The 24,832-nt window shown below is 59.1% G+C and carries 23 protein-coding genes and 1 pseudogene; 4 read left to right on the forward strand and 20 right to left on the reverse strand.

Annotation, left to right across the window (positions count from 1 at the left end; all coding sequences use genetic code 11):
• Positions 1 to 23 precede the first annotated feature (23 nt).
• From VB144_02630 to VB144_02645, 4 genes are read left to right on the forward strand one after another with little or no spacing between them, the layout of a single operon-like run.
• The gene (locus VB144_02630) at positions 24 to 1,043 is read left to right on the forward strand and encodes an ABC transporter ATP-binding protein (GenBank protein MEA4882552.1); all 1,020 of its coding nucleotides are present in this window, start codon (positions 24 to 26) and stop codon (positions 1,041 to 1,043) included.
• Positions 1,024 to 1,836, forward strand: coding sequence for an ABC transporter permease (locus VB144_02635; protein ID MEA4882553.1), 813 nt, complete (start codon positions 1,024 to 1,026; stop codon positions 1,834 to 1,836). The genes VB144_02630 and VB144_02635 overlap by 20 nt, the downstream gene beginning before the upstream one ends.
• The gene (locus tag VB144_02640; protein MEA4882554.1) at positions 1,827 to 2,705 is read left to right on the forward strand and encodes an ABC transporter permease; all 879 of its coding nucleotides are present in this window, start codon (positions 1,827 to 1,829) and stop codon (positions 2,703 to 2,705) included. Before VB144_02635 ends, VB144_02640 begins: the two co-directional genes overlap by 10 nt.
• A gap of 46 nt (positions 2,706 to 2,751) precedes the next feature.
• Positions 2,752 to 3,024 carry an FmdB family zinc ribbon protein gene (locus VB144_02645; GenBank protein MEA4882555.1) on the forward strand — a complete coding sequence of 91 codons (273 nt, stop codon included), beginning with the start codon at positions 2,752 to 2,754 and terminating at the stop codon, positions 3,022 to 3,024.
• Positions 3,025 to 3,133: 109 nt separating this feature from the next.
• Here VB144_02645 and VB144_02650 read toward each other — a convergent pair whose 3' ends face one another.
• The 20 genes and pseudogenes from VB144_02650 to VB144_02745 form a co-directional block, all read right to left on the reverse strand.
• Positions 3,134 to 4,099, reverse strand: coding sequence for a hypothetical protein (locus VB144_02650; GenBank protein ID MEA4882556.1), 966 nt, complete (start codon positions 4,097 to 4,099; stop codon positions 3,134 to 3,136).
• Between the two features lie 102 nt (positions 4,100 to 4,201).
• Positions 4,202 to 5,242, reverse strand: coding sequence for an ABC transporter ATP-binding protein (locus VB144_02655; protein ID MEA4882557.1), 1,041 nt, complete (start codon positions 5,240 to 5,242; stop codon positions 4,202 to 4,204).
• Positions 5,227 to 6,222 carry an ABC transporter ATP-binding protein gene (locus VB144_02660; protein MEA4882558.1) on the reverse strand — a complete coding sequence of 332 codons (996 nt, stop codon included), beginning with the start codon at positions 6,220 to 6,222 and terminating at the stop codon, positions 5,227 to 5,229. Before VB144_02660 ends, VB144_02655 begins: the two co-directional genes overlap by 16 nt.
• A gap of 2 nt (positions 6,223 to 6,224) precedes the next feature.
• Complete coding sequence (locus VB144_02665) at positions 6,225 to 7,697, reverse strand: ABC transporter permease (protein MEA4882559.1); 1,473 nt, start codon at positions 7,695 to 7,697, stop codon at positions 6,225 to 6,227.
• Positions 7,694 to 8,677: an ABC transporter permease gene (locus VB144_02670; GenBank protein MEA4882560.1), complete on the reverse strand. Its 984-nt coding sequence runs from the start codon at positions 8,675 to 8,677 to the stop codon at positions 7,694 to 7,696. Before VB144_02670 ends, VB144_02665 begins: the two co-directional genes overlap by 4 nt.
• Before the next feature lie 87 nt (positions 8,678 to 8,764).
• The gene (locus VB144_02675) at positions 8,765 to 10,480 is read right to left on the reverse strand and encodes an ABC transporter substrate-binding protein (GenBank protein MEA4882561.1); all 1,716 of its coding nucleotides are present in this window, start codon (positions 10,478 to 10,480) and stop codon (positions 8,765 to 8,767) included.
• A gap of 266 nt (positions 10,481 to 10,746) precedes the next feature.
• Positions 10,747 to 11,277 (reverse strand): hypothetical protein, encoded by a 531-nt coding sequence (locus VB144_02680; GenBank protein MEA4882562.1) that lies wholly within the window; start codon positions 11,275 to 11,277, stop codon positions 10,747 to 10,749.
• 101 nt (positions 11,278 to 11,378) lie between these two features.
• Entirely contained in the window at positions 11,379 to 12,119 is a 741-nt protein-coding gene (locus VB144_02685; GenBank protein MEA4882563.1) for an ABC transporter ATP-binding protein, read from the reverse strand.
• On the reverse strand, positions 12,119 to 13,918 hold the full coding sequence (locus tag VB144_02690; protein ID MEA4882564.1) for a branched-chain amino acid ABC transporter ATP-binding protein/permease: 1,800 nt from the start codon (positions 13,916 to 13,918) through the stop codon (positions 12,119 to 12,121). The genes VB144_02685 and VB144_02690 overlap by 1 nt, the downstream gene beginning before the upstream one ends.
• 11 nt (positions 13,919 to 13,929) lie before the next feature.
• Positions 13,930 to 14,826, reverse strand: coding sequence for a branched-chain amino acid ABC transporter permease (locus VB144_02695; GenBank protein ID MEA4882565.1), 897 nt, complete (start codon positions 14,824 to 14,826; stop codon positions 13,930 to 13,932).
• A gap of 180 nt (positions 14,827 to 15,006) precedes the next feature.
• On the reverse strand, positions 15,007 to 16,053 hold the full coding sequence (locus tag VB144_02700; GenBank protein ID MEA4882566.1) for an HD domain-containing protein: 1,047 nt from the start codon (positions 16,051 to 16,053) through the stop codon (positions 15,007 to 15,009).
• A gap of 36 nt (positions 16,054 to 16,089) precedes the next feature.
• Positions 16,090 to 16,488: a nucleoside-diphosphate kinase gene (gene ndk / locus VB144_02705; GenBank protein MEA4882567.1), complete on the reverse strand. Its 399-nt coding sequence runs from the start codon at positions 16,486 to 16,488 to the stop codon at positions 16,090 to 16,092.
• A 19-nt stretch (positions 16,489 to 16,507) separates the two neighbouring features.
• Positions 16,508 to 17,572: a homoserine dehydrogenase gene (locus tag VB144_02710; GenBank protein MEA4882568.1), complete on the reverse strand. Its 1,065-nt coding sequence runs from the start codon at positions 17,570 to 17,572 to the stop codon at positions 16,508 to 16,510.
• A gap of 64 nt (positions 17,573 to 17,636) precedes the next feature.
• On the reverse strand, positions 17,637 to 18,884 hold the full coding sequence (locus tag VB144_02715) for an MFS transporter (GenBank protein ID MEA4882569.1): 1,248 nt from the start codon (positions 18,882 to 18,884) through the stop codon (positions 17,637 to 17,639).
• Complete coding sequence (locus tag VB144_02720; GenBank protein MEA4882570.1) at positions 18,881 to 19,615, reverse strand: glycerophosphodiester phosphodiesterase; 735 nt, start codon at positions 19,613 to 19,615, stop codon at positions 18,881 to 18,883. Before VB144_02720 ends, VB144_02715 begins: the two co-directional genes overlap by 4 nt.
• 75 nt (positions 19,616 to 19,690) lie before the next feature.
• Positions 19,691 to 20,962: a hypothetical protein gene (locus VB144_02725; GenBank protein MEA4882571.1), complete on the reverse strand. Its 1,272-nt coding sequence runs from the start codon at positions 20,960 to 20,962 to the stop codon at positions 19,691 to 19,693.
• 76 nt (positions 20,963 to 21,038) lie between these two features.
• The gene (locus VB144_02730) at positions 21,039 to 22,181 is read right to left on the reverse strand and encodes a biotin-dependent carboxyltransferase family protein (GenBank protein MEA4882572.1); all 1,143 of its coding nucleotides are present in this window, start codon (positions 22,179 to 22,181) and stop codon (positions 21,039 to 21,041) included.
• The gene (gene pxpB / locus VB144_02735) at positions 22,165 to 22,929 is read right to left on the reverse strand and encodes a 5-oxoprolinase subunit PxpB (GenBank protein MEA4882573.1); all 765 of its coding nucleotides are present in this window, start codon (positions 22,927 to 22,929) and stop codon (positions 22,165 to 22,167) included. The genes VB144_02730 and pxpB overlap by 17 nt, the downstream gene beginning before the upstream one ends.
• 80 nt (positions 22,930 to 23,009) lie before the next feature.
• Positions 23,010 to 23,771: pseudogene (locus tag VB144_02740) on the reverse strand (putative hydro-lyase).
• Between the two features lie 86 nt (positions 23,772 to 23,857).
• Positions 23,858 to 24,640 (reverse strand): 5-oxoprolinase subunit PxpA, encoded by a 783-nt coding sequence (locus VB144_02745; protein MEA4882574.1) that lies wholly within the window; start codon positions 24,638 to 24,640, stop codon positions 23,858 to 23,860.
• Between the last annotated feature and the right edge of the window lie 192 nt (positions 24,641 to 24,832).

The following is a 24,832-nucleotide window of genomic DNA, read 5'->3' on the forward strand; positions in this document are numbered from 1 at the left end:
AGCCTATTCTGGGAGGTGGGGTATTGTCAGGGCAATCATCAGATTCCGTTGTCACTGAGAATCTCCGGCGAACGTACCGAGGCAAGAGCCAGAGGAATCGGAACGGATCCGACTTCGTGGCCTTGGATGGAGTGAGCCTGACGATCCGCAGTGGTGAGCTATTCGGCCTCCTGGGGCCGAATGGCGCCGGGAAAACCACTCTCATCAAGATCCTTTCTACTCTGCTTGCCCCTTCATCTGGACGTGCCTTTGTGGGCGGGGTCGACGTAATGGAGGATCCTAACGCGATCCGAAGGATCATGAATATGGTCTCCGGAGGTGAGAACTCAGGGTACGGACTGCTCACAGTCCGTGAGAATCTTTGGATGTTCTCGCAGTTCTATGGAATACCCACCCAATCCGCACTCCCGTGGATCGATGAACTGCTCCATCGCCTCGATTTCTGGGAAGAGCGAAATACGAAGATCAATAAGCTGTCCACCGGTATGAGGCAGAAGATGAACTTCATTCGGGGGTTCATAAACCATCCGAGGATTCTCTTCCTTGATGAACCCACACTGGGGCTGGATGTGACAGCGTCGCGAAGCATCCGGGGATTCGTAAAGGAATGGGTCGGAGGCGAGGGAGGAAGAACAGTGCTGCTCACAACGCACTACATGGCCGAGGCTGATGAGCTGTGCGATAGGATAGCAATCATCGACTCCGGCAGAATTCTCGCCTGCGATACTCCCGACAACCTCAAGAGGCGCATTGGCAGGAACTCGGTGCTAAGGATAGTCACGTCCCCGGCGCGTGATATCGCCCCAGCTCTCCAGGATGCTCCGGGAGTTCTCAGGTGCGCTGGAAACCTCAAGCCGGAGAGCGATAGCGCTGAATTCACCCTCATGATCGAGGATGACTCTGCGCTATCTCAGGCTGTTCACGTGATTGAGGATGCCGGATCAACCATAATCTCGCTTGCCAAGGACGAGCCGTCCCTTGAGGATGTGTTCATCGAGCTCGTAGGCAGGAGGTTGGCAGATAATGAGCATGCTCAGGGCTAACCTCATGGCCATATGGGGCCGAGCTTACGTAAGGATCGTGGGAGTGAACCGTGAACCCTCATGGATCCTGTTCGATGTCATCTTCCCGATGCTTGGGGTCGCCTCCTACGCCTACATATACAAAGCAATGAACGCAAGCCGGGAGTTCATGGGGTTCGCGATCTTAGGCGGCGCGATGACCGCTTACTGGATGAATGTGATCTGGTCGATGGCAAGTCAGTTCTACTGGGAGAAGCAGAACGGCAACCTGGAGCTGTTCTTCGTGGCGCCCACTTCCAGAATGGCCATACTGCTGGGAATGGCATTCGGAGGCATGGTCACCTCCACCACCCGCGCGGTGGCGGTCATTCTGTTCGGAATGCTTGTGTTCGGAGTGCGGTTTACATTCTCCAGCTTTCCGCTGGCCGTTCTTGCGTTCATTCTGACCGTCGTGGCGCTGTATGGGCTCGGCATGATGCTCAGCTCCGTCTTCCTAATGTATGGACGCGACGCATGGCACATGGCGAATCTCATGCAGGAGCCGGTGTATCTGATCAGTGGCCTGTACTTCCCCGTAAAGGCGCTTGGATTCTGGGCTGCGCTGGCCGGATCGATCATCCCGCTCACCCTCGGCCTCGACGCCATCAGACAGCTTTCGTTCTCAACCGCGCCCACGGGTTTTCTGCCCGTGAAATGGGAAATCGCTGGCCTCTCCTGCCTCACAGTGCTGCTGTTCTTCGGAGCAAGCAGATCCCTCGCCTACATGGAGAAGCTCGCGAAGCGCGAAGGGAGGCTGACGTTGAAGTGGCAGTAGCGGTACAGGCAGCACAGGTAAGGCATAGGATCACTTCTGTCCGGACCGCATTCTGGCTTGGATGGCAGATGGATTCGAACTGGACCGATCCGTTCCTGTTCGCAGTGTACTCTATCATTAAGCCTCTGTCTGGCGCCCTGATCCTGCTGTTCATCTACAGGGTGGCGGCAGGGCCAGCCATAGGAAGCGCGTTCTTCTCCAACATGTACGTTGGGAATGCCTTCTTCGCCCTCGTTGGGCAGATGCTCCTGGGCATGAGCTGGGTGATCGTCGAGGACCGCGAGTTCTTTCGGATGATCAGGTATGTGTACGCCTCCAGTTCACCATACCACCTGTACCTGTTGGGAAGAGGACTCTCCAAACTCGCGATTTCCGCGGTATCCGTTCTGATATTGATGGGATTCGGCCGAACTGTGCTCGGACTTCCAGTCTCACTTCACTCAGTTAACTGGCCGATGCTGTCATCCACTGTGCTCCTTGGCGTACTATGCGCTGCTGGCTTGGGATATGCCATAGCCTCGTTGCAGTTCTTCATGGCCCGCCACGGCGGCGCTGCATCTGAGGCAGTCGCAGGAGTGCTGTATCTTCTGTGCGGCGTACTTTACCCCGTGTCAACCCTTCCGCCGTGGGCGCAGCGCGTCTCGAGGCTCATCCCGCTGACCTACTGGCTTGAGGCCCTTCGCAGGTCGGTGCTTGGATCAGAGACTGCTGCCGCATTCACCGGCGCCTACGCCGGGCGCGACCTATCGCTAATGGCCTTGCTCACGCTTGGAAGCGTTGCCTCTCTAGCCATCGGCCTGCTAGTCTTCAAGGCCGGGCAGGCCGCAGCCACGAGGCGAGGAATCATCGATACAGCTCAGGACTATTGAGTTGCAGCACGGAAGGGTGTAGAATCGTCGGAGGGAGGGACAGATCGTGCCGATTTTCGAGTATGTATGCAGCAAATGTGGGAAGTTTGAATTCCTGCACGGAACGGGAGAAGGCCCCCTTGCCCGCTGTCCAAAATGCGGGGCGCCAGTTAAGAGGCTTTTCAACTCACGTATGGGCATCATCTTCCATGGATCTGGCTACTATGTCACCGATCACCGGTCTGAGAGCTACAAGAGACAGGCGAGCACGGATAGCTCCGCCAGCAGTTCATGCTCTGCCAGCAGTTCATGCTCTACCGGCAACTGCGACAGCAAGTAGAGGCCACGCCCATCTGCTCAGACAGGCCCTGACCTGCAGATCCTGCGAATCCGGGCGATCGCGCTTCTGTTGCGACCGCCCTTTGCATTTCTCGCGCAGCCATCGGCGCCTACATTGCTGCATCAGGACCCCAGTCCGGCAGAACGGAGTTCCCAGTTTCAGTGAGCTGGCACAGGCCGCGGCCTGGCTCGAATGCATGCACCGCGTAATGGCCCGACCCATCGACCCTGGCGGCCACTGCCACTGCCCTGGAGTCGGGGCTCCATGCAAGCCCAGCATAGCGCGGATCAGTAGCGATTGTGGCCTCCTGGGTCGCAATATCACCGTCACGCCCTATGTCCGCCACTGCCACTGTCACTGCCTGCCCCCATCGCTGTGGTTCTCCTCCAATGCAGTATGCAAGCCTGCGCCCATCGGGTGACCATGTCAGGGACCACGGCCAGATGTCCACTGACACTCCGATCTCGGTTTCATTTCCTGTGAATGTATCCAGGATACGGAGGACTATCGAGCCAGATCCGGACGCGATGTATGCTGCGCGTGCTCCATCGGAGCTGCCTGCAAGCCCCCATATTCTCCCGGGATCTGCACTGATCGTCGCGCCGTCGCCAGTTGCCATGTCCCGCCGGGTCAAGGCGCCTCTCGATACGAACAAGGTGCGGTATCCATCTCCGAGCCAGCACGCGAGAAGCCCTTCGAAAGCAAGAGCCTCCTCACCCGTAACTGCATCGATCAGCTTCGTGGCGCCGCCAGTCTCGATCATGAGCGCCTCTCCACTCGGCGCCCACCTCGGCGACACCAGACCTGGAAGAGGATCTCCTATTGCCTTTTCCTCCCTCGTACGTACGTCATAAGCCCGAAGCCGCCCGTCCGCTCCTTGGAACGCAACGCGCGAGCCGTCAGGCGATATGACAGGGGCAGACGCCCATGTGCAGCTGGATACGGGGGCCTCATGGATGGCGCCATTGGATACGTTGACGAGGATGAGACCGGGGTTCTGCATGTGATCGGAAAGCGCGGCAATGGTCCCGCCCAGACCATGCTGTGCAGTGTAGCATGGCGTGTATTCTAGCATCGCTAACACCTCGCTTGCGGCCGTGCCTAAGACCAAGTATATGCCTTGCGCACCGATTCTGTGCGCACTGGCCCCTTGGCTCAGGCACGGCCGCGGGAGGCCTTACTTCATCTCAGCCCTATGGCATGCCACGACATGGCCCTCGCCATGGGCAATCAGAGCCGGTTCCTTCTCTTTGCAGATATCCATGGTGTAAGGGCACCGCGGGTGCAACCTGCATCCACTCGGGGGGTTGATGGGGTTCGGCACCTCGCCTTGCAGTACCTCTCCAAAGCCCTTGTATCTCGGATCAGGCACAAACACAGCACCGATCAGGGCCGTGGTGTACGGGTGCAGCGGATTCCGAATCACCTCGTCCACCATCCCCATCTCCACAACCTTGCCCAGGTACATGACTGCGACCCTGTCGCAGATGTGCCTCGCGGTCGCCAGGTCATGGGTGATGTACACGAAGGTGACGCCTTTCTTCCGTGAAAGGTCGAGCATCAGATTGAGGACCTCTCCCCTGATCGATACGTCAAGCATCGACACGGGCTCATCGGCTACGATGAAATCGGGATTCAGAGCCAGGGCGCGCGCTACGGCGATTCTCTGCCGCTGCCCTCCCGACAACTCATGGGGATACCGGCCCATGTACTCCTCTGGAGGAGTCATCTCCACGTCCACGAGTGTGGACATGACTGTCTCCTGGGCATCCCGAGTCGATTTGGCTATTCCCTGCAGGCGTAGGGGTTCGGAAATGATAGTCTGAACATCCATGCGGGGGTTCATCGACTCATACGGATCCTGGAAGATTACCTGCATCTTCCGACGGATCTGCTTCATCTCGACCGAACCCAGCTTCAGTATGTCGACTCCTTCGAGGTTCACGGAACCACTCGTTGGCTCGATAAGCCTCAGTATCATCCTCGCAAGCGTGGTCTTGCCACAGCCCGATTCGCCCACAATTCCGAAGACCTCGCCCTTCTTCACATCAAGGCTGACACCGTCCACCGCGCGGAGCACGGGAGTCTCCTTGGCGCGAAGCGACTGCCCAATGCCCATCCTAACCGGGAAGTGCTTGACCAGATCACGCACCTTCAGTATCACATCTCCGGTCTTGGGCGCGCGAGCCTCGCCCGCCTTCGCTACTGCCGAGCCCATATGTCCACCCCCTTCTGGGTCAGCTCTGCCTTATGACATGCCACAAGATGACCCTTCGCTCCCACCTCGCGAGGCATCGGCTCCGCCTGGGTGCATTCCTCATCCGCCAGAGGGCAGCGAGGATGGAACCTGCACCCAGACGGTGGGTTCAGCAGGTTGGGTGGAGATCCAGGCAGGGATCTCACGGGAGACCTCTCCGCCTTGATGTTGGGAAAGGACCTGACCAGGCCTATTGCATAGGGGTGAGCCGGAGTGATGTACACGTCCCGCACATCGCCGTACTCGGCTATCTTGCCGGCGTACATTACTGCCACGGTATCGCATGTTTGCGCTATCACCGACAGATCGTGGGTGATGAGCATCATGGAGAGATTGAACTTCTCTCTGAGCTCCTCCATGGCCTTCAGCACCTGCGCCTGAACCATGACATCCAGAGCGGTAGTGGGCTCATCCGCAATCATCAGTTCCGGATGGCACGCGAGCGCCATGGCTATGACAGCACGCTGCTTCATACCGCCGCTGAACTCGTGGGGATACTCACCATAGCGCTTAGGGTTGATCCCAACAAGATCGAGAAGCCCCCGCGCCCGCTCCTGAGCATCCTCGCGGCTGACATCCTCATGCTGCACGATGGCCTCGACGATCTGATCGCCAACTCTGTGCACTGGATTCAGGGCGTTCATCGCGCCCTGGAACACCATGGACATCCTCTTCCACCGCACTGTTTTCCGGAATTGATCCTCCGGCATGTGCAGGATGTCCTGGCCGTCCATGGTCACAGATCCCCCGATTATCTCCGCATTGCTCGGGAGAAGCCGCAGCAGCGCTGTGGCCATGCTGGATTTTCCGCACCCAGACTCCCCAGCGATTCCGATCGCTTTTCCCCTCTCGATATCAAAGCTGACGGAATCGACCGCCTTGACATGGCCCCTGAGGGTCCGGTAGTACATCTTCAGGTCTCTCACTTCAAGTAGGGCCATGGCTACGATCTCTCCCTATACCGTGGATTGAGGACCTCATTCACTGTGTTGCCGATGAAGACAAATGCCAAGCTGAGGAATGTGAGCGCAAAGCCTGGAGGCAGCAGCCACCACCATGCCAGTTCGGTGAATGCCCCAAACTGCCTGGCATTCTGCAGCATTCGTCCCCACGTAGGCACTCGAGGGTCGCCAAGGCCCAGGAAGCTTAAGGCAGCCTCCGTCAGGATGGCGCCCGGTATCCTCAGCACCAGGTTCGCAAAGATGAGCGGAGTGACGTTGGGAAGGATGTGGGCGGCCATGATATAGTTTCCCGACGCGCCTGACGCTCTCGCCGCCTCAATGAATGTTCGTTCCTTGAGTGTGAGCGTCTGTGACCGTATGATCCTCGCTATGCCCATCCACGCGAATGCCGACACGATTATCACTACATTGAGAAGGCTCTTTCCGAACAGAGCGCCCAGCACAATCAGGATCGGAAGATCTGGAATGGACAGCAGGACGTCCACGAGCCTCATCAGGAACTCGTCCAGGGCGCCTCCAACGTATCCGCTCACGATTCCCACGGTTGTGCCGATCGCCACCGATATGAAAGCAGAGGCCAGTCCGATGATAAGCGCAAGCCTGGTCCCGTATATCAGTTGCGCCCATAGGTCCGATCCCATGTGATCGGTGCCCAGCACTCCGTGGAGCAGTCCGAGGATCTCAAACGTCACCGGGCTTATCCTGACAGACGCGGGCCCAGACGGCGACTCAGAGGACACCAAGAATCGAAGCAGGTAGTCGCCCTTCTGTGAGAACACGACTGTGGCAGGATCGTCGAAGAAAGATAGCCCCATTCGCATCTTCATATCGAAATCGCGTGCGTCTGCAATGGCGGGGCTCTCCCCCTGGCTGCCGTTGACGGCAGCGTCCCATAGGTCATGAGTTGTGCCGTCTGGCGAGATCATCTCGAGCCTCACCTTGGTCACAGCATCATCAGGCGCATCCACTGTGTAGTCGAACTTCGCGGAGAAGGTCTGGGGAGGTTGATAGGCGTACTTCATCCCGTACGATAGCACGACGCCATCCCCGGACCCTTCGCCTTCGGCGCGCGCAGGAATGCTGATGTCCACGCCGGCGCCTCGGTCGAATTCGGTCTTGGAAATGGTCGCTCCCCCGTCCTGCTCAACATGCCAGTCCTTCTCCGCAATTATGTTGCGGGAGGTCGCCGGCCAATCCTGGTATTTCGGATTCACCTTGCCAATCCAAGCAGGAGCGGCAAGCCGGTCTGCCAGGTACATGTCCTCCATGGGGTTGTAGGGGGTAATGTACGGGGCAAACACTGCAGCGAGCACGTACACGAGCACTATTGCCAGCCCGACCATTCCCTGAGGTTTCCTTCGGTACTGCTCCCAGAAGGTGACCGGCCTTGGGGGCCTCGCTGTCGAAATCGCTGCCGATCCAGTCTTCGCCGCGGTATTCGTATCCTGCGTCATCTAGAAACACCTGCCCCCACGCGGATCCTCGGGTCGACCAGACCGTACGCGATATCCGACAAGAAGTTGGAGACGATCACGGCGAGCGCGATCAGGTAGAAGGCGCCCTGCGCCGCTGGGTAGTCCATCTGCAGGGTAGCGTCGAGCAGGTATTTGCCGACGCCATACCATGAGAATATGCTCTCAGTGATCACCGCGCCGGAGACAGCCCCGGGCAATGACATGAATATGATCGTCACGATCGGAGGAAGCACACTGCGGAGCGCATGGTGGTATAGGATGTCCCGAGGAGGGATTCCCTTCGCCCGAGCAGTAATGATATAGTCCTGCCCCAAGGCCTCAAGCATCGTATTGCGGGTGTACAGGGCCCACGATCCGAAGCCCATTATGACCAGGCTCCCTGCGGGCAGCACCAAGTGCCACATCCGGTCGAGCAACCGCAGGAACATGCCATCTGGCGGAGGCGCGCTCATTGTGCCATGTATAGGCAGAATCGGCCAGTAGTAGCCGAATAGCAGCAGCAACATAAGCTGTATGAAGAAGCCGGGAACCGCATGGGCGAAAAGCCCGGCGCCGACCACGAATCTATCAGCGAAAGTATCTCGCCTAGAGGCCGCGTACACCCCTAGAGAGATGCCGACAAGCATGTCCAAGATGAAGGTGACGAGGAACAACACGGCAGTGTTCGGAAGCCTCTCTGCAAGCTCCTCTCGCACAGGCCTGCGCGTGGAGAATGAGAGCCCCATATCGAACCTGAGCAAAGAGGTTATGTAGTTCCAGTACTGCTTCAGCGGCGGATCGTCAAGGCCGTACTGCTTGCGCAGCATCGCCCTTGCCTCTGGAGTGAATTTCGGGTCGATTATCATCTTCGTTGCATCGCCGGGCATCAAACGAAAGAGGATGAAGTTGAATGTGAGAATTACGAATAGAACAATCACTGCGTAGAATACTCGCCTGAGCAGGTATGATCGAAAACCCAAGTCCTTCTCACCTCGTTCTGCCTCGCTACTAGAACCGCCGCTCGGGACCTAGGCCCCGGAGCGGCGGTCCACGACATCAGCTCGGCGCTACTTCGCAGTTGGCTTGATGTGCCAGTAGTTCGGGTTCTTCACGAGCGTCACGTACTCGCCTGGCCTGTAGTCCTTCAGCATGAAGGGTCCGAGGCCGATGAGCTTCGTGAGTCCTTTCACCTTTGGATGGGGCTCTTTCCAAGGCTCGAAGGTCTTGTAGTCCTTGACATCCTTCCATATGTGCTTGGGGATGAGAATGGGAGACGCGTTGTACAGGTGCCAGTAGCTCTCTGTGCTGAAGTACACCTTCACCGTGTACTTGTCGACTATTTCCGTCTTCACTATATCCTGGGTCGCAGAGAGAAGGCGGGCTACCTGCTGCTCCTTAGCGTAGTCGATGGAGAACTTGACATCCTCCGCCGTGAACTCGACTCCGTCCTGCCACTTGACTCCCTTGTTGAGGTAGAAAGTGATGACGGTGCCCTTCTTGCCAGGCTCAGGGTTCCAAGTTCCAACATCCCACTTGCGGGCGATCCAGGGCATATCCTCGAGGGTCTCCGGATGCATCCGGATCAGCGAGTCGGTGATCTTCCGGTATACATCGAACTCGTAGGCGCTGGACATGACCAGCGGGTTCAGGTTCTTCGGCTCCTCTTGGAGCAGCCAGCGGATGGTGCCGCCCTCAATGGGCTTGCCGGTGCGGTCAACACGGCGGATATTCAGAGGAGTCCAATAGTTCGAGGACTCGGCTGCGCCGAAGCCAGGCTGCGGCACATAGCCGGTGACTAGGTCCGTGCGCCAGGCATCGATGTACGGCCTCGAGTATAGCGGCACGTACGGCATCTGCTCTGCCAGAATCGCCTGAGCCTTGTCGGCAGCGGTCTTGGCGCCCTTCTGGTCGACTGCGTAGAACAGAGCCTCAGTGGCCTTATCGAGCTCTGCGTTGTGGATGCCAGGCCTGTTGTAGCCTGCCTCAACGTCGAAGCTGGAGTGGAAGAAGTCGTACAGGAAGGTAGGATCACGGTCGAGGCCCCATGCAAGGGCGTACATATCGAACTCAGACCTGTCCAGCTTATCGAGCATGACTGGAAAATCCATCGGCTCGGGAACGATGGGGATGCCGATCGCCTGCGCGGCTTCAGCGATCATCCTGCCAATTTCGGCAGAGGTGGGCGCCACTTCGTATGTAGGCGTAAAGAACTTGATCTCAGGCAGCGGCTTGCCGGTCTTGGGATCGATCCGGTTCTTGCCTGTGGCGTCAAGCTTGTACCCGGCCTTGTCGAGGAGCTCCTTCGCCTTGGCAGGGTTGTACGGGTACGTAGGGACATCTGACTTGTAGTAGTTCGACGACTGCGGCACGAAACTGGTCATCGGCAGCATGTAACCCTTGAAGAGGGTCCGGATGATGTTGTCGCGATCAGTTACGTACGCAATGGCCTGACGCAGGACCTGGGAATCCAGGGGGGCCTTGCGCATATTGAAGCACACATAGAACATATGGAACCCGAGAACCTGGGTGAGCTCGACGTTCGAGCTGCCTTTGAGCTTGTCGATGTCCGCCGGCCTGGTGAGGCCTGGGAATACAATGCTCTCTCCGCGCTCGAACGCAATGCGCCGGGCCTCAGAGTCCTTCACGATCGGCATGATGATGGTGTCAACGTGGGGTCCCCAATCCTCCCACTTGAATTTCGCGGCACTCTCCACGCTCGACGCGCCAAACACGAGTGCAAACAGCAACACTAGGGCGACGGACAAGCGGATCCTTCTTAGCATCAAGTTATACCTCCTTGCGATACGAGATTGAACCGCGGTTGCACTGCAGTGGAACCGAAACCCGTAGGATTTGTTCTCACATCCCTCCCTCCGATAACCAGCGATTTGGAAAGGACAGCAAATCATGGCGAATATACCTCTGCCGATTGTATTCGGCGCCAGGGAGCGAAACTCCTTCTAACAACGGCCTAGCCCAAGGTCCCATATTCAGCAGGGTATAATCCGTAGTGACTACAACACAGCAGGACGTAATCGCGAATAGAGGATCACAGACTCGCCATTACTCTGCTGCTCACATCGGATTCAGCGCCGCCGTCCCATCCCTCGCGAACATATGTTATCTGCCCGGATCTGTTGATCACAAACAGGACCGGCACTCCCCTGACTCTATACAGCACAGCAGCATCGGATGCCGCAGTTCCTCCGGCCAGCGGAAAGGAAACGCCTGCCTGCTGCCCAGCTTGCCTTACAACCGACGCGTCCTCGCCGACGTCGGATAGCCCTGCGCATACTAGTCCCCTTCCCTTGCACGCATCCCAGATGCGGCCAAGAGCAGCAAGGGCCTCCACTGACAGCCTGTATCTGCTGTTCCAGAAAAGGACGACAGTGACCTTTCCCGGCGATGGTATTGCCACGATCTCCCTATGGGCGCCCTCAATGCTCACCCGTGGCGCCGCGGAACCAACCAAGGATGAAGGCTGGGCAAATGCGGGAAGGCACACAAGGAAGGCAACCACGACAGCCGCCGCAGAAGCACAGGCGCCAGCGGCGGCCGCTCGCTTGAGCATCGCGTTCACAGAGCTCACCTCGCAGCTTGATGCGGGACGGCATCGGCGACGCCATCCGCTCACTGCGATGCGACGCGCCAGGCCAGGAATTGTTCCGCCTGCTCAGCCCCTTAGCTTCCCCCGAGGTAGGCCTGGCGCACCTTCTCATCCTGTGCGAGTTCACGTGCTGCTCCGGAGAGGATAACCCTTCCGGTCTCCAGAACATAGGCCCGGTCCGCAATCGACAGAGCCATGTTCGCGTTCTGCTCCACCAGGAGCACTGTAGCTCCGGATTCCCGTATCTTGACTATGGTGTCGAATATCTCTCTTACAAGAAGTGGAGCAAGTCCCATAGAAGGTTCATCAAGCAGGAGCAGATCCGGCCTCGACATGAGCCCTCTGGCAGTGGCCAACATCTGCTGTTCCCCTCCAGAGAGAGTGCCCGCGATCTGGCCTGATCTCTCCAGGAGCCGCGGAAACAGCTCAAACGCCCATGCCAGGTCGGCAGCGATTCCCGCCTTGTCGTTCCTGGCGTACGCTCCAAGCTGGAGATTATCGAGAACGCTGAGGTTGGCGAATATCCTTCTGCCTTCAGGCACATGCGATATTCCCAGGGAAACTATCTTGTGCGCAGGTACGGCAGCCAGATTAACCATGGACTCATTTCTACTCGAGGCCTTTGTGGACGTGAACGCAATCGAACCGGACGTGGGCCGGATAAGCCCCGACACAGTCCGCAGTATGGTGCTCTTGCCCGCTCCATTGGCGCCGATCAGGGTCACGATCTCCCCTCGGTCCACATCGAACGATACGCCCTTTATGGCGTGGATCGCTCCATAGCTCACGTTAAGGTCATTCACTGAGAGCAGCATCAGCACACCTCCTCGCCGAGGTAGGCCTCGACGACCCTTCGGTTGCGCCTTATCTCCTCAGGAGAGCCCTCAGCAATCGTGATCCCATAATCAAGGACTACGATCCGCTCGCACAGCTTCATGACCAGACTCATGTCGTGTTCAATCAGGAGAATAGTCAGCCCAAAGCGGTCGCGGATCCACAGGATCAGTTCTGAGAGTTCGCTTGTCTCCTGAGGGTTCATCCCGGCCGCAGGCTCATCTAGAAGAAGGACCCGGGGACCAGTGGCGAGGGCCCGAGCGATCTCAAGCCTGCGCTGCGCGCCGTACGGAAGTGAACTCGCCATTTCGTCCGCCTTGTCATCAAGGTGCAGAAGCTTCAGGAGTTCCAACGACTTCACGCGTATCTGCTCTTCCTGGGCGCCGTATCTTCCGGCCCGAATCACAGCCTCAGCCATGGAATACTCACATTCGCCATGGAACGCCGTCCTCACATTATCCAGGACCGAAAGGCTGTTGAACAGCCGGATGTTCTGGAACGTGCGCGCCATGCCCATGGCAGCAACGTGCGATGCCTTTCTGTTTGTTATGGTCTTTCCCATCAGGCGGACTTCGCCGGATGTAGCGTCAAGCATCCCTGTAAGCATGTTGAACACCGTGGTTTTCCCGGCGCCGTTCGGGCCGATCAACCCCACCAGCTCTCCATGGCGCAGGGCAACGCTGAACTTCGACACTGCCTGAAGGCCCCCGAAGGAACGCGACAGATCGCAGGCTTCCAAAACAGGGACCTCGTCCGACAGCTTCAGCGGGCGGCGACGCTCAAGCTCCGGCTGGCCGCCGGACCCGCTGGGCGCTGACCGTCCTTTGCCATTGCCAAGCCCCAACGACGCAAAGGAGAATTCAGTCGTTCCCATCAGCCCCTTGGGGCGGTAGATCATCATCACGATGAGCATCAGCGAGTAGATGACCATCCGATACTCGGCAGCCCCCCGCAGAAGCTCTGGAAGCATGGTCACTATGACTGCGGCGACAACTGTGCCCGTGAGGCTTCCAAGGCCGCCGAGGACTATAACGACCAGGGATTCAATGGATTTCATGAAATCGAACTGCCTGGGATCGATGAAGGTTATCTTGTGCGCGTACAGCCCCCCAGCGACCCCTGCGAAGAATGCTCCGATGATGAAAGCGAGGATCTTGTATCTGGTTGTGTCGATGCCCACAGCCTCCGCAGCCGTCTCATCCTCGCGTATCGCCACGAACGCCCTGCCCTGCTTCGACCAGATCATGTTCCTAATGATAAGAACCACAGCCGCTGCAGTCCAATACGCCCAGGCCATGCTGGTGTTTGCGGGAATCGCCCACATGCCTCTGGATCCTCCAACTGCCTCGATGTTGACTATCGCCACACGGATTATCTCGCCGAAACCCAGAGTGGCTATGGCCAGGTAGTCTCCGTGCAGCCTCAGCGTTGGAACGCCGACTAACACTCCGCCGACCGCTGCGCCGATTCCACCGGCAAGCAGGGCCAGGGGAAATGGAAGGCCCATCATCTTGGTCATGTATGCCGCAATGTATGCTCCGATCGCCATGAATCCCGCATGCCCCAGGGAGAATTGCCCGGTGAATCCGTTGATCAGGTTGAGGCTTGCCCCCATGATCACATTGATCCCGATCCAGATGATGATCTGCACATGGTAGTCGGATAGCACGCCCGCCCGGTAAAGCCATGTAAGCCCCAGGTATCCGAGAGCGAGGGCCCCTGCCCCGATGAATAGCCGCAGCGCCGTCCTGCGTTTGTCCGAACCACTCACTTCGCTCATTGCCGCTCCTCCTAGACCTTCTCCCGTGCAGCCCGGCCCAGGATGCCGGCGGGCTTCACGAGTAGAATGACAATGAGTATCGCGAAGGCAATCGCGTCTTTCAGCATGGAGGAAGCGAACGCAACCACCGACACCTCGGCGATGCCCATGATAATGCCTCCCAGCATCGCGCCTGGAACCACGCCGATCCCTCCCACAACTGCCGCAACGAAGGCCTTGAGCCCATACATGCTGCCCATCGTCGGAGAGATCCTATTGTAGTAGAAACCGACCAGCATGCCTCCAGCGGCCGCCAGCGCGGACCCGATGGCGAAAGTCACCGAGATGATCATGTCCACGTCGATGCCCATGAGGCTCGCGGCATCTTTGTCGTAGGAGACGGCCCTCATGGCCTTCCCGATCTTGGTCCGATACACCACTAGGCTCAAGATCACCATGAGCGCGACTGCCGTGCCCAGCATAACAAGCTGCGCATTGGAGATCATGACCCCTCCGATATCGTACACTGCCCTTGGCATGATGGGAGGATAGGGCCTGGGTTTGGCCTCAAAGAGAATCAGGCCCAGGTTCTGGATGAGCAGAGACACTCCGATCGCAGTGATCAGGGCCGCAATTCTGGGCGCGCGCCTCAGTGGGCGATACGCAAATCGCTCCATGACTACACCGGTTACGGCGGCGAGGATCATCGAGAGCGGAGCCGCCACATAGAACGGGGCTCTGGCTCGAGTCATCAGCAGGAATCCGTAGTAGGCGCCTAGCATGAAGACATCGCCGTGGGCGAAGTTGATTAATCGGATGATGCCATAGACCATGGTGTAGCCTAGGGCCACGAGGGCGTACACGCTGCCGAGCGCCAGCCCATTCACAATCTGCTGAACGACCTGGCTTAAGTCCACTGTGCTGCCCACCAAACGCACCTCCTTATGAACGAACCGCAAGCCCAGTGCTTGCGGACGTGAATGCTCGCGGATGAAGTTGCAGCTGCTTGGTGACAATTATACATAGGTGCGCTCAGGCGGTCAAGTGCATATCCGACATATCCGGCATGTTTCCCGAATGCGAGCACAGCCTGGAACCTGATCCAGGGTTCACTGCTCCTCAGTTTGCGATGCAGGCACCCACACCATCTTCCCAACGTGCTCTGAGTAGCGGTACTGCCCACCTCCGGCCGCAATTGAGTCCCTTATGGTCCGCTCGAACTTGTTCACTTGGGCGTCCATGTTGTCGGCATGATGCAGTATGCACGCCTCAATGGTGGCTGGCTGAACAGGGGACCCCCACTCAAGCGTCCCATGATGGCTCACGATCATGTGGGTGATCTCAAGCGCCATCTGCTGAGTCCAGCATCCAGAGGCGCAACTCTGCTTCCGAGGACAGCTCGTAACGAGTTCCGCAATTCGCTTGCTGACCATCTCAACTCCGAGCACAATGTGGTCGGTCATAACCCCAGCCGGGGACATGCTCGCGGCTCCGCGAGACCTTTCATAGTCGTAGCTTCTCATCTTCCCTACATCGTGGAGAAGCGCCCCAGCGGCGAGCATATCCCAGTTGACGAACTCATACTGCCCTGCAGCACACCTGCACACCCTCAGAACACATAGCGTGTGCTCAAGAAGCCCCCCCGAATACGCATGATGGTGTTTCACCGCCGCGGGCCATTCCCTGAACCTTCCCATGAACTCAACGTCGCCGAAGAACGAATCGAGAAGGCACTTCACAGGTTGCTGCCTGACTGATGCGATAGTCTCAAGCAACTCGCTCGCCATCCCGTTCACATCTCTGGACGTGGACGGGACGAAGTCGGAAAGATCGCACTCCTCAGGGTCGCAGATAGCGAACGCCCCGCCGTACTGCTGGCTGTCGACGGAAAGCTGGAGGTTTCCGTTGTACTCTGTCACGGTGAGGTTTCTCAGCCTCACGAAGACGCCTGGCGCCAAGCTGGATAGTGCCTGCTGATTGTAGTTCCACAGCTTCATGCTGATCTCTCCGGTCCTGTCCGCCAGACGAACGTCGGCGAACCACGAACCGGACTTGGTTTGACGCGCCCGGACATCTGTGCACAGCAGCACTGTGCTAACAACGGTTCCCGGGCGAAGCTCGGATGCGTACTGCGATTTGGACACCCCAGTAGACATTAGACAAATGACCCCATTTCAAATAGTGCCTGTAAGCTAGGCGAAGAACCGGGCTGCCTCGGCCTCGGCAGATTCGCGGCTATCAGACGCATGCACAAGGTTGTACCTGATCGACGTGGCGAGATCCCCGCGAATAGTGCCGGGCGCAGCCGCCACCGGATCAGTCGCCCCGATCACCTTTCGGCAGGCTTCCACCGCATTGTGGGCCTCAAGAACAATAGCGAGCACAGGGCCGGAAGCCATGTAGTCCAGTATCTCTGGAAAGAATGGCTCTCCCTCAAGATGGCGGTAATGCTCCCTGATCAGCCTCTCCGACATCATCAGCGTCTTCGCTTTGACAACTCGAAGCCCCCTCCGCTCGAAACGGGCAATGATCTCGCCGCAAAGCCCACGGGCAACGCCATCAGGCTTGATCAGAACGCAGGTCCGTTCCACGCAGTGTCCGCCTCCTTGGTTAAATGGCGTTCCGGCGGAGCTGAAGCTCCCGTCCGAGGTTCACCAGGTCGCGGAGGGCAGAGCCTGCGGCTGCAGTGAGCCCGCCAGACCCCCCCATCATCACGAGTTCACCAAACAGATCCGTCCGAAACCTGATGCCCTTCGCATCGCCGGTCACCTGTGCGAGAAAATCCCGATACGGAAGGGGAGTCGGCTTCACATCTATGCTCACGCCGTCTTCTGTTCGCACTGCCCGCCCCACCAGCTTGACCGTGCGCCCCTCCACCGACCAGGCTGCGATATCCCGTCGGCTTATGTTGTCTATGCCGCTCACCCTGACATCCCCAAGTTTCTTGTGGGCGCCCATTGCCGCATTGGCGAGAACCAGCATCTTGCAGGCGGTATCTACACCCTGCACATCTCTGCCTGGATCGGTCTCAGCAAGTCCCATAGCCTGAGCACGGCGGAGCGCGTCTTCGTAGGAGAGTCCCTCATCTGACATGGCGGTCAGCACGTAGTTAGTCGTGGAGTTCAGCACTCCCTCGATGCTCAGGATCTCCGCCCCGGCCAGGCTGACCTTCACGGTGTCGATGGTCGGCAGCCCTGCTGCCGTGGCGCCGCTGAACTTGAGCAGGACATCATATTCCCGCGCGGTACGCTTCAGCCCATCGAAATCCACTACCAATGGGGCCTTGTTCAGGGTGATCAGGTGACATCCCCTGCGGGCCGCACCTAGCAGCCGCGAGAGCCCAGGCTCTCCTGTTGACAGATCCGACCACGTCGCATCCACAAGCACCATCGGAACGCCGGAAGCCTGTGCCGGAAGCCAGATGTCGAGATCCTCAGGATCTCCCCCGATGAATCCGGGCTGTTCCGCAAGGACCCTCGGACCCCGGGCGCGCTCCAATAGCTCCGAGGCGGACATCCCGTTGGGCGCTGCAACTCCGCCGTGGGAAGCGACGATGGACACTACCTGGGGCTCAATGCCATACCGCATAGCGAGTTCACCAGACCTGTCCGCCAATATCCTGACAAACTCGCGCCCCACGTTGCCGAAACCGAATAGGCTCACTGCGATCTGCAAGAGGCCCGCTCCCTCCGTTGCATAGATTGTCTGCAATCTCACCTGCCCGATGCGTGCTGCGGCCTCACTGTGCCATCTTCTCGCCTGCGGGTATTGGATCGCCCTTCCTAACCATTCCAATGCTGAACAGAGCGGCCAATGTGCACAGGACCGCGAACGGAAACAGCGATCCGGCGCCCAGAATGTCTTTCAGAAGCCCGAACAGGGGCGGTCCGGTGATCGCCGCCATGGAGGAGAACAGGTAGTAGAGACCGGTATAGGCGCCTGTTTTGGATCTGCTCGCCATGTCCACCACCATGGGGTATGAGTTGATGTTTATGCAAGCCCAGAATATGCCTGCTACTACCAGGATTGCGGGGACAATTATCGATACTCCCTTAACACCACTGCCGATGAATCCCAGCGCAGCCAGGCTCGCTGCCAGCCCAACTATACCGATCTTGATGGTTCTGCCCCGCCCAATGGATGTGGCCAAAATGCCAGCTGGAATCGAAGATAGAACCAGAGCAAGTGAGAAGAACCCAAGGTAGAAGGCGGCGCTCGCCTCTGAGATGCCCCACACGGACTTCCCGTAGAGGGTGAAGAAGGCCTCGATCCCCGCCCAGGCCACGAACCAGAAGAAGATCGCGAGAAGCATGGCGCGTGCGCTTCTGTCCTCATCGCTGAAAACTTCCCGCAGAGCGCCGAGGATGCCTACGGCCTCGTCGCCCTTTTCCGTTCCCTCAACTGCTGGAGTCTCCTTGATCCACAGCCGCAAAGCGACTGTTGACAGTATCATCAGGACTGCGGCGAAGTAGAATGGGAATCCCTTGTTCGCCCGGTACAGCAGTGATCCAATGAAGAACGCGAGCAACGCCCCAAGCCCGCCCATGAGGTTGATTACCCCATTAGCCTTGCTTCGAAGGGGTGACGGGGTGATGTCTGGCATGAGCGCAACGGTTGGAGCGCGAAACACCGCCATCGAGATGTTCATGAGCACCAGTGTAGTGATCATGGCCAAAAATGAGGAACGAAAGACCGGAATCAGCGCGAGAAAGAGCGCCCCCAGAGGCATTCCGACCAATATGTAGGGCATCCTTCGTCCGTGCGCGTTCCACGTTCTGTCGCTCTTCGCGCCGAAATACGGCTGAAGAGTGATCGCAGCGATATTGTCGAAAGTCAGGATGATCCCAATGAGAGTGCTCTTGTACGCGACATCGGCAAGTAGTCCATCGAGGAATACGGGAACGAACGCATTGTACAGCGCCCAGCTCAAGCTGATGGCGAAGAAACCGAGGCCGAGGATGAATGTGCGTCCGTAGTCTAGCTTCATGCCTTTTCCTCCCTCTCCCTGACTTCCAGGGCCGTGGCGGTGTCATTGGTGATCACGGCATCCACACCCGATCTGATCATCCGAACCAGGTCATCAGGCTTATCCACTGTCCAGGCATTAACCGCAATTCCAGTGGCGTGCGCACCCGCCACAAACTCAGGGAAGACGGTGTAGTGGGCTGGATGCAGCGCATCCGCTCCAATCCTCCTGGCATAGCGCCACGGCTCTACGAGGGCCTCCATATACAGCAGGCCTACCCTGAGATCCGGCGCGATCTGCTTCAGCTGCATCAGGCTGTAGTGGTTGAATGATGAAAAGATGACCTTGCCCTCAAGAGCACGCTTGCGCACAAAAGCCACCAGCTCCTGTTCGATGCCGGGGTACAGCACGATCCCGCTCTTGATCTCGATGTTAAGCAATGTGCATTCCGCCCCTACCTCATCGACGACCTCCGCGAGGGTGGGGATGCGGTGTGGCGCGCAGTCCCGTCCGAACTTCGCCGCAGCATTCAGCCCGAGGAGCTCCGCAAGGGTCTTGTCGCGCACTAGCCCAGAGCCATCGGTAGTGCGATCCACCTTCTCATCGTGGATCACCACAAGCTGGCCATCCTTGGACAGATGGACATCGAGCTCGATTCCGTCAGCTCCCGCGCGCATCGCCTGCCGAAAACTGGGAATCGTGTTTTCGGGAGCAGACACGGGCATCCCACGGTGCCCCAGTATCAGAGGCACACTCGCCAAGGCACATCACACCTTTCGTGGCGGCAGGGGTGGACCGCCTGCCATGCCGCACACTCTAACCCTGGTTTAATTAGACACGATGCGCTGAAATCCTTCGCCGAGTAGATCCGCGGCGATACCGATATCTGGGTAGGCCCCTATTCCAGATAGCAGCCTGAGCGCAGCGCTCTGAAACCCAAGGCATGCTTGAGGATCGCTCTCAACGGCCCTGCCTTCGCCTGCCAGCAGCATCCGAGCTGAATAGGCATTATCCAGGCACGCAGCACATTCGATCCCACTTCGCGTTCGCATGGCCGCAAGCTGCGCCTGTCGCGCCAGGAGCATCGGTTCATCAGACAGAACCTCAATTCCTCTGCCAGGAGGAAAAGCAGACCCCTGCTTAGGGCGAAGGCCCATATAGTCAGCCTCGGCTCGGACTCCGATAGACCACGACGGAGCAGCCTCATTCCCAGCCCACTCGAGCCCCGCTGTTACCGTGAACCGCGGATCCATTTTGCTTGCTTCAGCAGAGGCTGCCGCCAGCGCCAGTTCCGCTTCGGCTTCGACCACGGCTGGGTCAGAGTCGATCCATATCCGCGCCAGCTCGTCGACACCGAACATGCGGACTGAATCGAACATGTCCAGGAGTAAGGAGAACCCCGCATGATCCATGAGCACAGTCCGGGGATCGGCCGCATCCAGCCCCAGCATTGCGCATGCCTCGGTCAGGCCCCTGAGCGCCGCCAGCGATTCGCCCTCCCGCGCCGACTGCACTGCCCACCTCACTCGATCAAGGGCAGCAGCCGCTGCCTCTCCTACTGCTCTAACAAGCCCAAACTGCGCAGAGCGAAGTCGGAGTTCGCGCCAGTGGGCAAGGGGATCACTACCAGGCGCCGTGCACCCGCCGCGGCCGTTCGCCAGAACGGACTCCAGGGGCGCCTCGAGCCGCGCTCGCCACTCCCCGGCCTCACAGCTCAGATGGGAGGGAAAGGTGTACACAACAGACGCCCCCATCCCCGCCGCGCTTTCCAGCCCGCCAATCACCTGGAGACCTCCAGCCCGGACCTGGGTCGTAATCGAAAGCCGCCAGGCATCGGAATCCGCCTCCTCACGGCCAAGGTCCGAAAGCCGCAGCCAAGCAGAGACACAACCCGAGTCGGCGACTGCCGCTCTTGCACACAGTTCCTCCAGGCCCATTGTCACCACGCTGGCATCTGGCCTCTCTGCGACAAAAGCTGCGCCCTCCCGCGAAGCCGAACCCGCTCGAGCTGCGGGGAGAGGCGACATCAGGGCTGCCATCAGGGCAAGCGTCATGGCCAGGCACGGGACACGCAGGGCTCTTCCTCCATGGATCCGCATGATCGAAATCTCCCCCATTCTCTTATTCCAGTTACCCAGAGAATAGGGCATCTTCCGTTGGCCCGCCATCGCCCATCTAGGTGATTTCCCTGATCACTACGGTGTAATCCACACCATTCACCCGCATGGTCAGTAGACGCCCGTCATGTGGCCCGCCATCCGTCTCTGCGCACATCGGATCATGAGACTGCGCCTCCATGCAGCTGGAAGCACCGTGCGTCGTTGTGCAGCCCCTGCATGCCTCGCTCTCTCGCTCCCACGGAGGGGTGCGGGCAAGCGCGTTCGCCTTCTGCACCGGGATTCCGCAGAATTGCACTCTCGCGCCCGGGCGCAGCTGCGCAAGGACGCTCTGATCCTCCCGTATCACACAGGCGATTTTCGGGTATCCGCCCGTCGTCTGCCTGTCCGCCATCATCACTATGGGTTTTCCGTCCGCTGGCACCTGGACCGCGCCTGCCGGCATTCCGTCGGATATGATGTCCGCGCCTTCTAGGCGCTCGATTGGAGGTCCGTCGAAACGCATGCCCATCCTGTCGCACTGCGCTGTGAGTGTATACTCACTATCAAGGAACGAAGAGAGTCCGCACAGAGTAAAGCAGTCATCCTGCGGACCAATGACGACCCGTATGCGATTCGCGCGTCCGGCCGATTCGGCATCGAAAACTGCGCGGAGCGCTTCCCTCGTCCATGCCAGCCTTCTGGGGTCCACCGCATATGCGCCCATGTCATCAAGGCGGCCTCTTCCTGCCCTGCTCACCGATATCATGTCGCCTTCACGGAAGGGCCGACCATGCAAGCCTCCGAGCTTGCCTCTTACATATGTTGACGCGCTCTTCCCGATCCGAGGGACATCGATTCCGCCCATCACTGCCACGTACACTCGAACCCCCGAATTGGGCGCGCTCACCCTAAGCACCTGATCGGGGAATGCCTCAAACGCCTCCCACATCTGCCGCTGCTCGCCATCTAGGGTGATCTCGGCATCAGCTCCGGTGCACGAAAGCACGGTACGCCGAAGAACCTGCGCCTCGAATCCGCCCATGGTCAGCTCGATCCCTGGGCTTCCAGCACTGTTGCCCGCGATCAGGTTGGCCATGCAAAAGCTCTCCCTGTCGAGCGCACCAGAGGGAGGCAGCCCGTATTTCATCCATCCAGTCCTGCCCAGGTCCTGCACTGTTGCGCATGGGCCGGAAGAGACGACCCTAAGAACCTCCGCCATCCCGAGCTGCCCCTCCTCTCTCGCAGGTTGCCTCAGTGAACTGCGGCGCGTAGGACCCGCGCTCGACATCGGCGCAGATGGCCTCGTACTCACCCCGCGTTACCGGAGTGAACCGCACGAAATCCCCCGTTTGGAGCAGGCATGGGGGATCAGCGGCAGGCTGCGCGAGCCGAACTGGGGTGCGCCCGATGATCCTCCATCCCCCGGGGCTGTCCACAGGATAGACGCCTGTCTGGTCTCCTGCTATCCCCACAGACCCGGCCGGAACCCGCGTTCGCGGAGTCGCAAGGCGCGGGGTGGCGATACTCGATGGCATTCCTCCCAGGTACGGAAATCCTATCGTAAAGCCTATCATGTACACGAGATAATCGCAGGAGGAATGGATCGCTGCCACGTCTGCCTCTGAAAGGCCGGTATGGGTCGAGACGTCGGCCAAGTCCGGACCTAAGTCCTCCCCGTAACAGACCGGTAGGCTGAGGCGCCGGGGCGGCGGAGCACACTGGACAGCTGAAAGCCCATCCAGATCCCTGAGCGCCTTCACTACCTCGTCGGGACACGCGAGGCCTGGATCGTACATTACCAGAACGGACCTATACGATGGCACAGCCTCCTGAAACCACTCGTGCCCAGCGGCTTCCACAGCTCTTGTCATCGCCCTCACTCTCATGGCGATTTCCGGGGATATCTCATTGCCGTACTCCACCGACACCGCAGAATCGCCCGCCCACCGGTAACGTGGCTCGCTCATCCTCTCCCCTCCCTTCTCTCATGCTGGCGGCTCGCGGCGTCCCCAACATCCATCCCCATGAGGAAACCCTGCACCGAGCTGTCAGGAATATCGGTGATGAACATGAACCCCGGCGAATGGGTGATCATCAGCTCGGGCCCGGCTGTTAGCGCCACAGCCTGAGGCGTAACCCCGCACGCCCAGAACACAGGGATCTCGCCGTCCCTGATGGGCGCCGGGTCTCCGAAATCCGGTACTGCAAGGTCTCTGATGCCCAGGGATTCCGGGTTCCCGATGTGGACCGGCGCGCCGTGCACTGCATGCATCGCAGCGGTGACCTCCACTGCTCGCGCCACAAGCCCGGCGGGAATGGGCCTCATGCTCACAACCATGGGTCCACTGAAAACCCCCGCAGGCCTGCACTTGATGTTCGTGATGTACATGGGTGCATTGCATCCGCATTCAATGTGCCTAACAGGAACCCCGGAGGCCAAGAGTGCACTCTCAAAGGAGAAGCTGCAGCCCAACAGGAATGCCACCAAGTCATCGCGCCACATGGAGATGATATCATCTGCCTCGCCTGCAAGCTTCCCGTGTCGGTAGACCCGGTATTTCGGGATATCGGTACGGATGTCGGCGCCGTCTGCACAGTAACGGGGCACAGCAATTCCCCGATCCAACACCTCAATGATCGGGCACGGCTTCGGGTTCCTCGACGCGAACAGAAGGAAATCGAAGGCCAGATCCCCCGGGATAACCACCAGGTTCGCCTGGGTGTAGCCAAGGCATACGCCCGGGGTCGGACGCCGCCACAGCCCATTCCGAACCACTTCGCGAAACTCACTGGGCGTTGTGTTCGCCATGTTATCAGCAGCCAACCGTCTGTCACCTCTCTTGCCGCAGTCCGTGCCGTATCGCTGGGGCAGTGCAATAGCAATTTTCTCCAGGATCACCCCTCATTCGCACCCTCCAACACCCGAAGAAGGGGAACAACGCGGACGCCTGCGTCCTCAATGCCCGCCCGCACCAAGGCGCCAAGTCGGGCCGCCCCCGTCGTGTCGCCATGCAGGCATATGGTATGTGCGTGCACAGGGACGGCCTCCCCGGTGGATGTCCATACAAGCTGGTCTCTGGCTATGGATATGGCGCGCCTAAGGACATCATCGGGATCGTGCACCACAGCTCCAGGCTGGGAACGTGGCGCGAGGGCGCCGTCAGGACGATACACTCTGTCGGCGAAGGCCTCCCCGGCAAAGCCAACGCCTGCCTCCTTGGCAGCGATGCCCATCTCAGATCCTGCAAGGCCCACTAGGATCAGGCCGAGGTCAAGCGAGCGAACGGCCTCTGCTATCGCTCTCGCTGCCCCGTGATCTCGTGCGGCCCTATTGTATAGAGCGCCATGGGGTTTCACATGTGTGAGCTTGACGCCCTCCACCCGGGCAGCGGCCCATACCGCGCCCACCTGGTAGACGAGGTCGTCGAAGATCTCCTCCGGGGACACGGCCATGTCGCGGCGGCCGAAGCCCACTAGATCGGGATACCCAGGATGCGCGCCACATGCCACACCCCTCTTGCGAGCGGCGGAAAGTGTGGCCCTTATCACGCCCGGGTCGCCGGCATGGAACCCGCAGGCAATATTCGCGCTGGTGATCGCCAGCATCACCAGTTCATCCTCTCCTAGCGTGTAGCGGCCGAAGGACTCCCCCACATCCGAGTTCAGATCGATGAGCACAATCTCCACCTCCCAAGGCATCGTCACTTTTCGAGGTGCTCATTCGCCTGCACTGCCCGGTGTTCCTGCCTCAAACCAATCCGCCGCGTGCACATATGGAAAGGAAATCGTGCGCCGACGGCGAACTTATCTTCCCCGAAAGGATGGTGAGTGGTCCCTTCCAGGGACCGGCGGAATGCTCGTAAGGGATCG

Source organism: Clostridia bacterium (genome assembly GCA_034926675.1).
Classification (GTDB): Bacteria; Bacillota; DTU025; order DTU025; family DTU025; genus JAYFQW01.

Bases quoted from the DNA above. Each gene is read 5' to 3' on its own strand.
- VB144_02635 (MEA4882553.1), top strand. From the start codon at position 1,024: ATGAGCATGCTCAGGGCTAACCTCATGGCCATATGGGGCCGAGCTTAC.
- VB144_02650 (MEA4882556.1), bottom strand. From the start codon at position 4,099: ATGCTAGAATACACGCCATGCTACACTGCACAGCATGGTCTGGGCGGG.
- VB144_02655 (MEA4882557.1), bottom strand. From the start codon at position 5,242: ATGGGCTCGGCAGTAGCGAAGGCGGGCGAGGCTCGCGCGCCCAAGACC.
- VB144_02660 (MEA4882558.1), bottom strand. From the start codon at position 6,222: ATGGCCCTACTTGAAGTGAGAGACCTGAAGATGTACTACCGGACCCTC.
- VB144_02665 (MEA4882559.1), bottom strand. From the start codon at position 7,697: ATGACGCAGGATACGAATACCGCGGCGAAGACTGGATCGGCAGCGATT.
- VB144_02675 (MEA4882561.1), bottom strand. From the start codon at position 10,480: ATGCTAAGAAGGATCCGCTTGTCCGTCGCCCTAGTGTTGCTGTTTGCA.
- VB144_02685 (MEA4882563.1), bottom strand. From the start codon at position 12,119: ATGCTGCTCTCAGTGAATGACCTTAACGTGAGCTATGGAGCGATCCAC.
- VB144_02690 (MEA4882564.1), bottom strand. From the start codon at position 13,918: ATGAGCGAAGTGAGTGGTTCGGACAAACGCAGGACGGCGCTGCGGCTA.
- VB144_02700 (MEA4882566.1), bottom strand. From the start codon at position 16,053: ATGTCTACTGGGGTGTCCAAATCGCAGTACGCATCCGAGCTTCGCCCG.
- VB144_02715 (MEA4882569.1), bottom strand. From the start codon at position 18,884: ATGAAGCTAGACTACGGACGCACATTCATCCTCGGCCTCGGTTTCTTC.
- VB144_02725 (MEA4882571.1), bottom strand. From the start codon at position 20,962: ATGCGGATCCATGGAGGAAGAGCCCTGCGTGTCCCGTGCCTGGCCATG.
- VB144_02730 (MEA4882572.1), bottom strand. From the start codon at position 22,181: ATGGCGGAGGTTCTTAGGGTCGTCTCTTCCGGCCCATGCGCAACAGTG.
- pxpB (MEA4882573.1), bottom strand. From the start codon at position 22,929: ATGAGCGAGCCACGTTACCGGTGGGCGGGCGATTCTGCGGTGTCGGTG.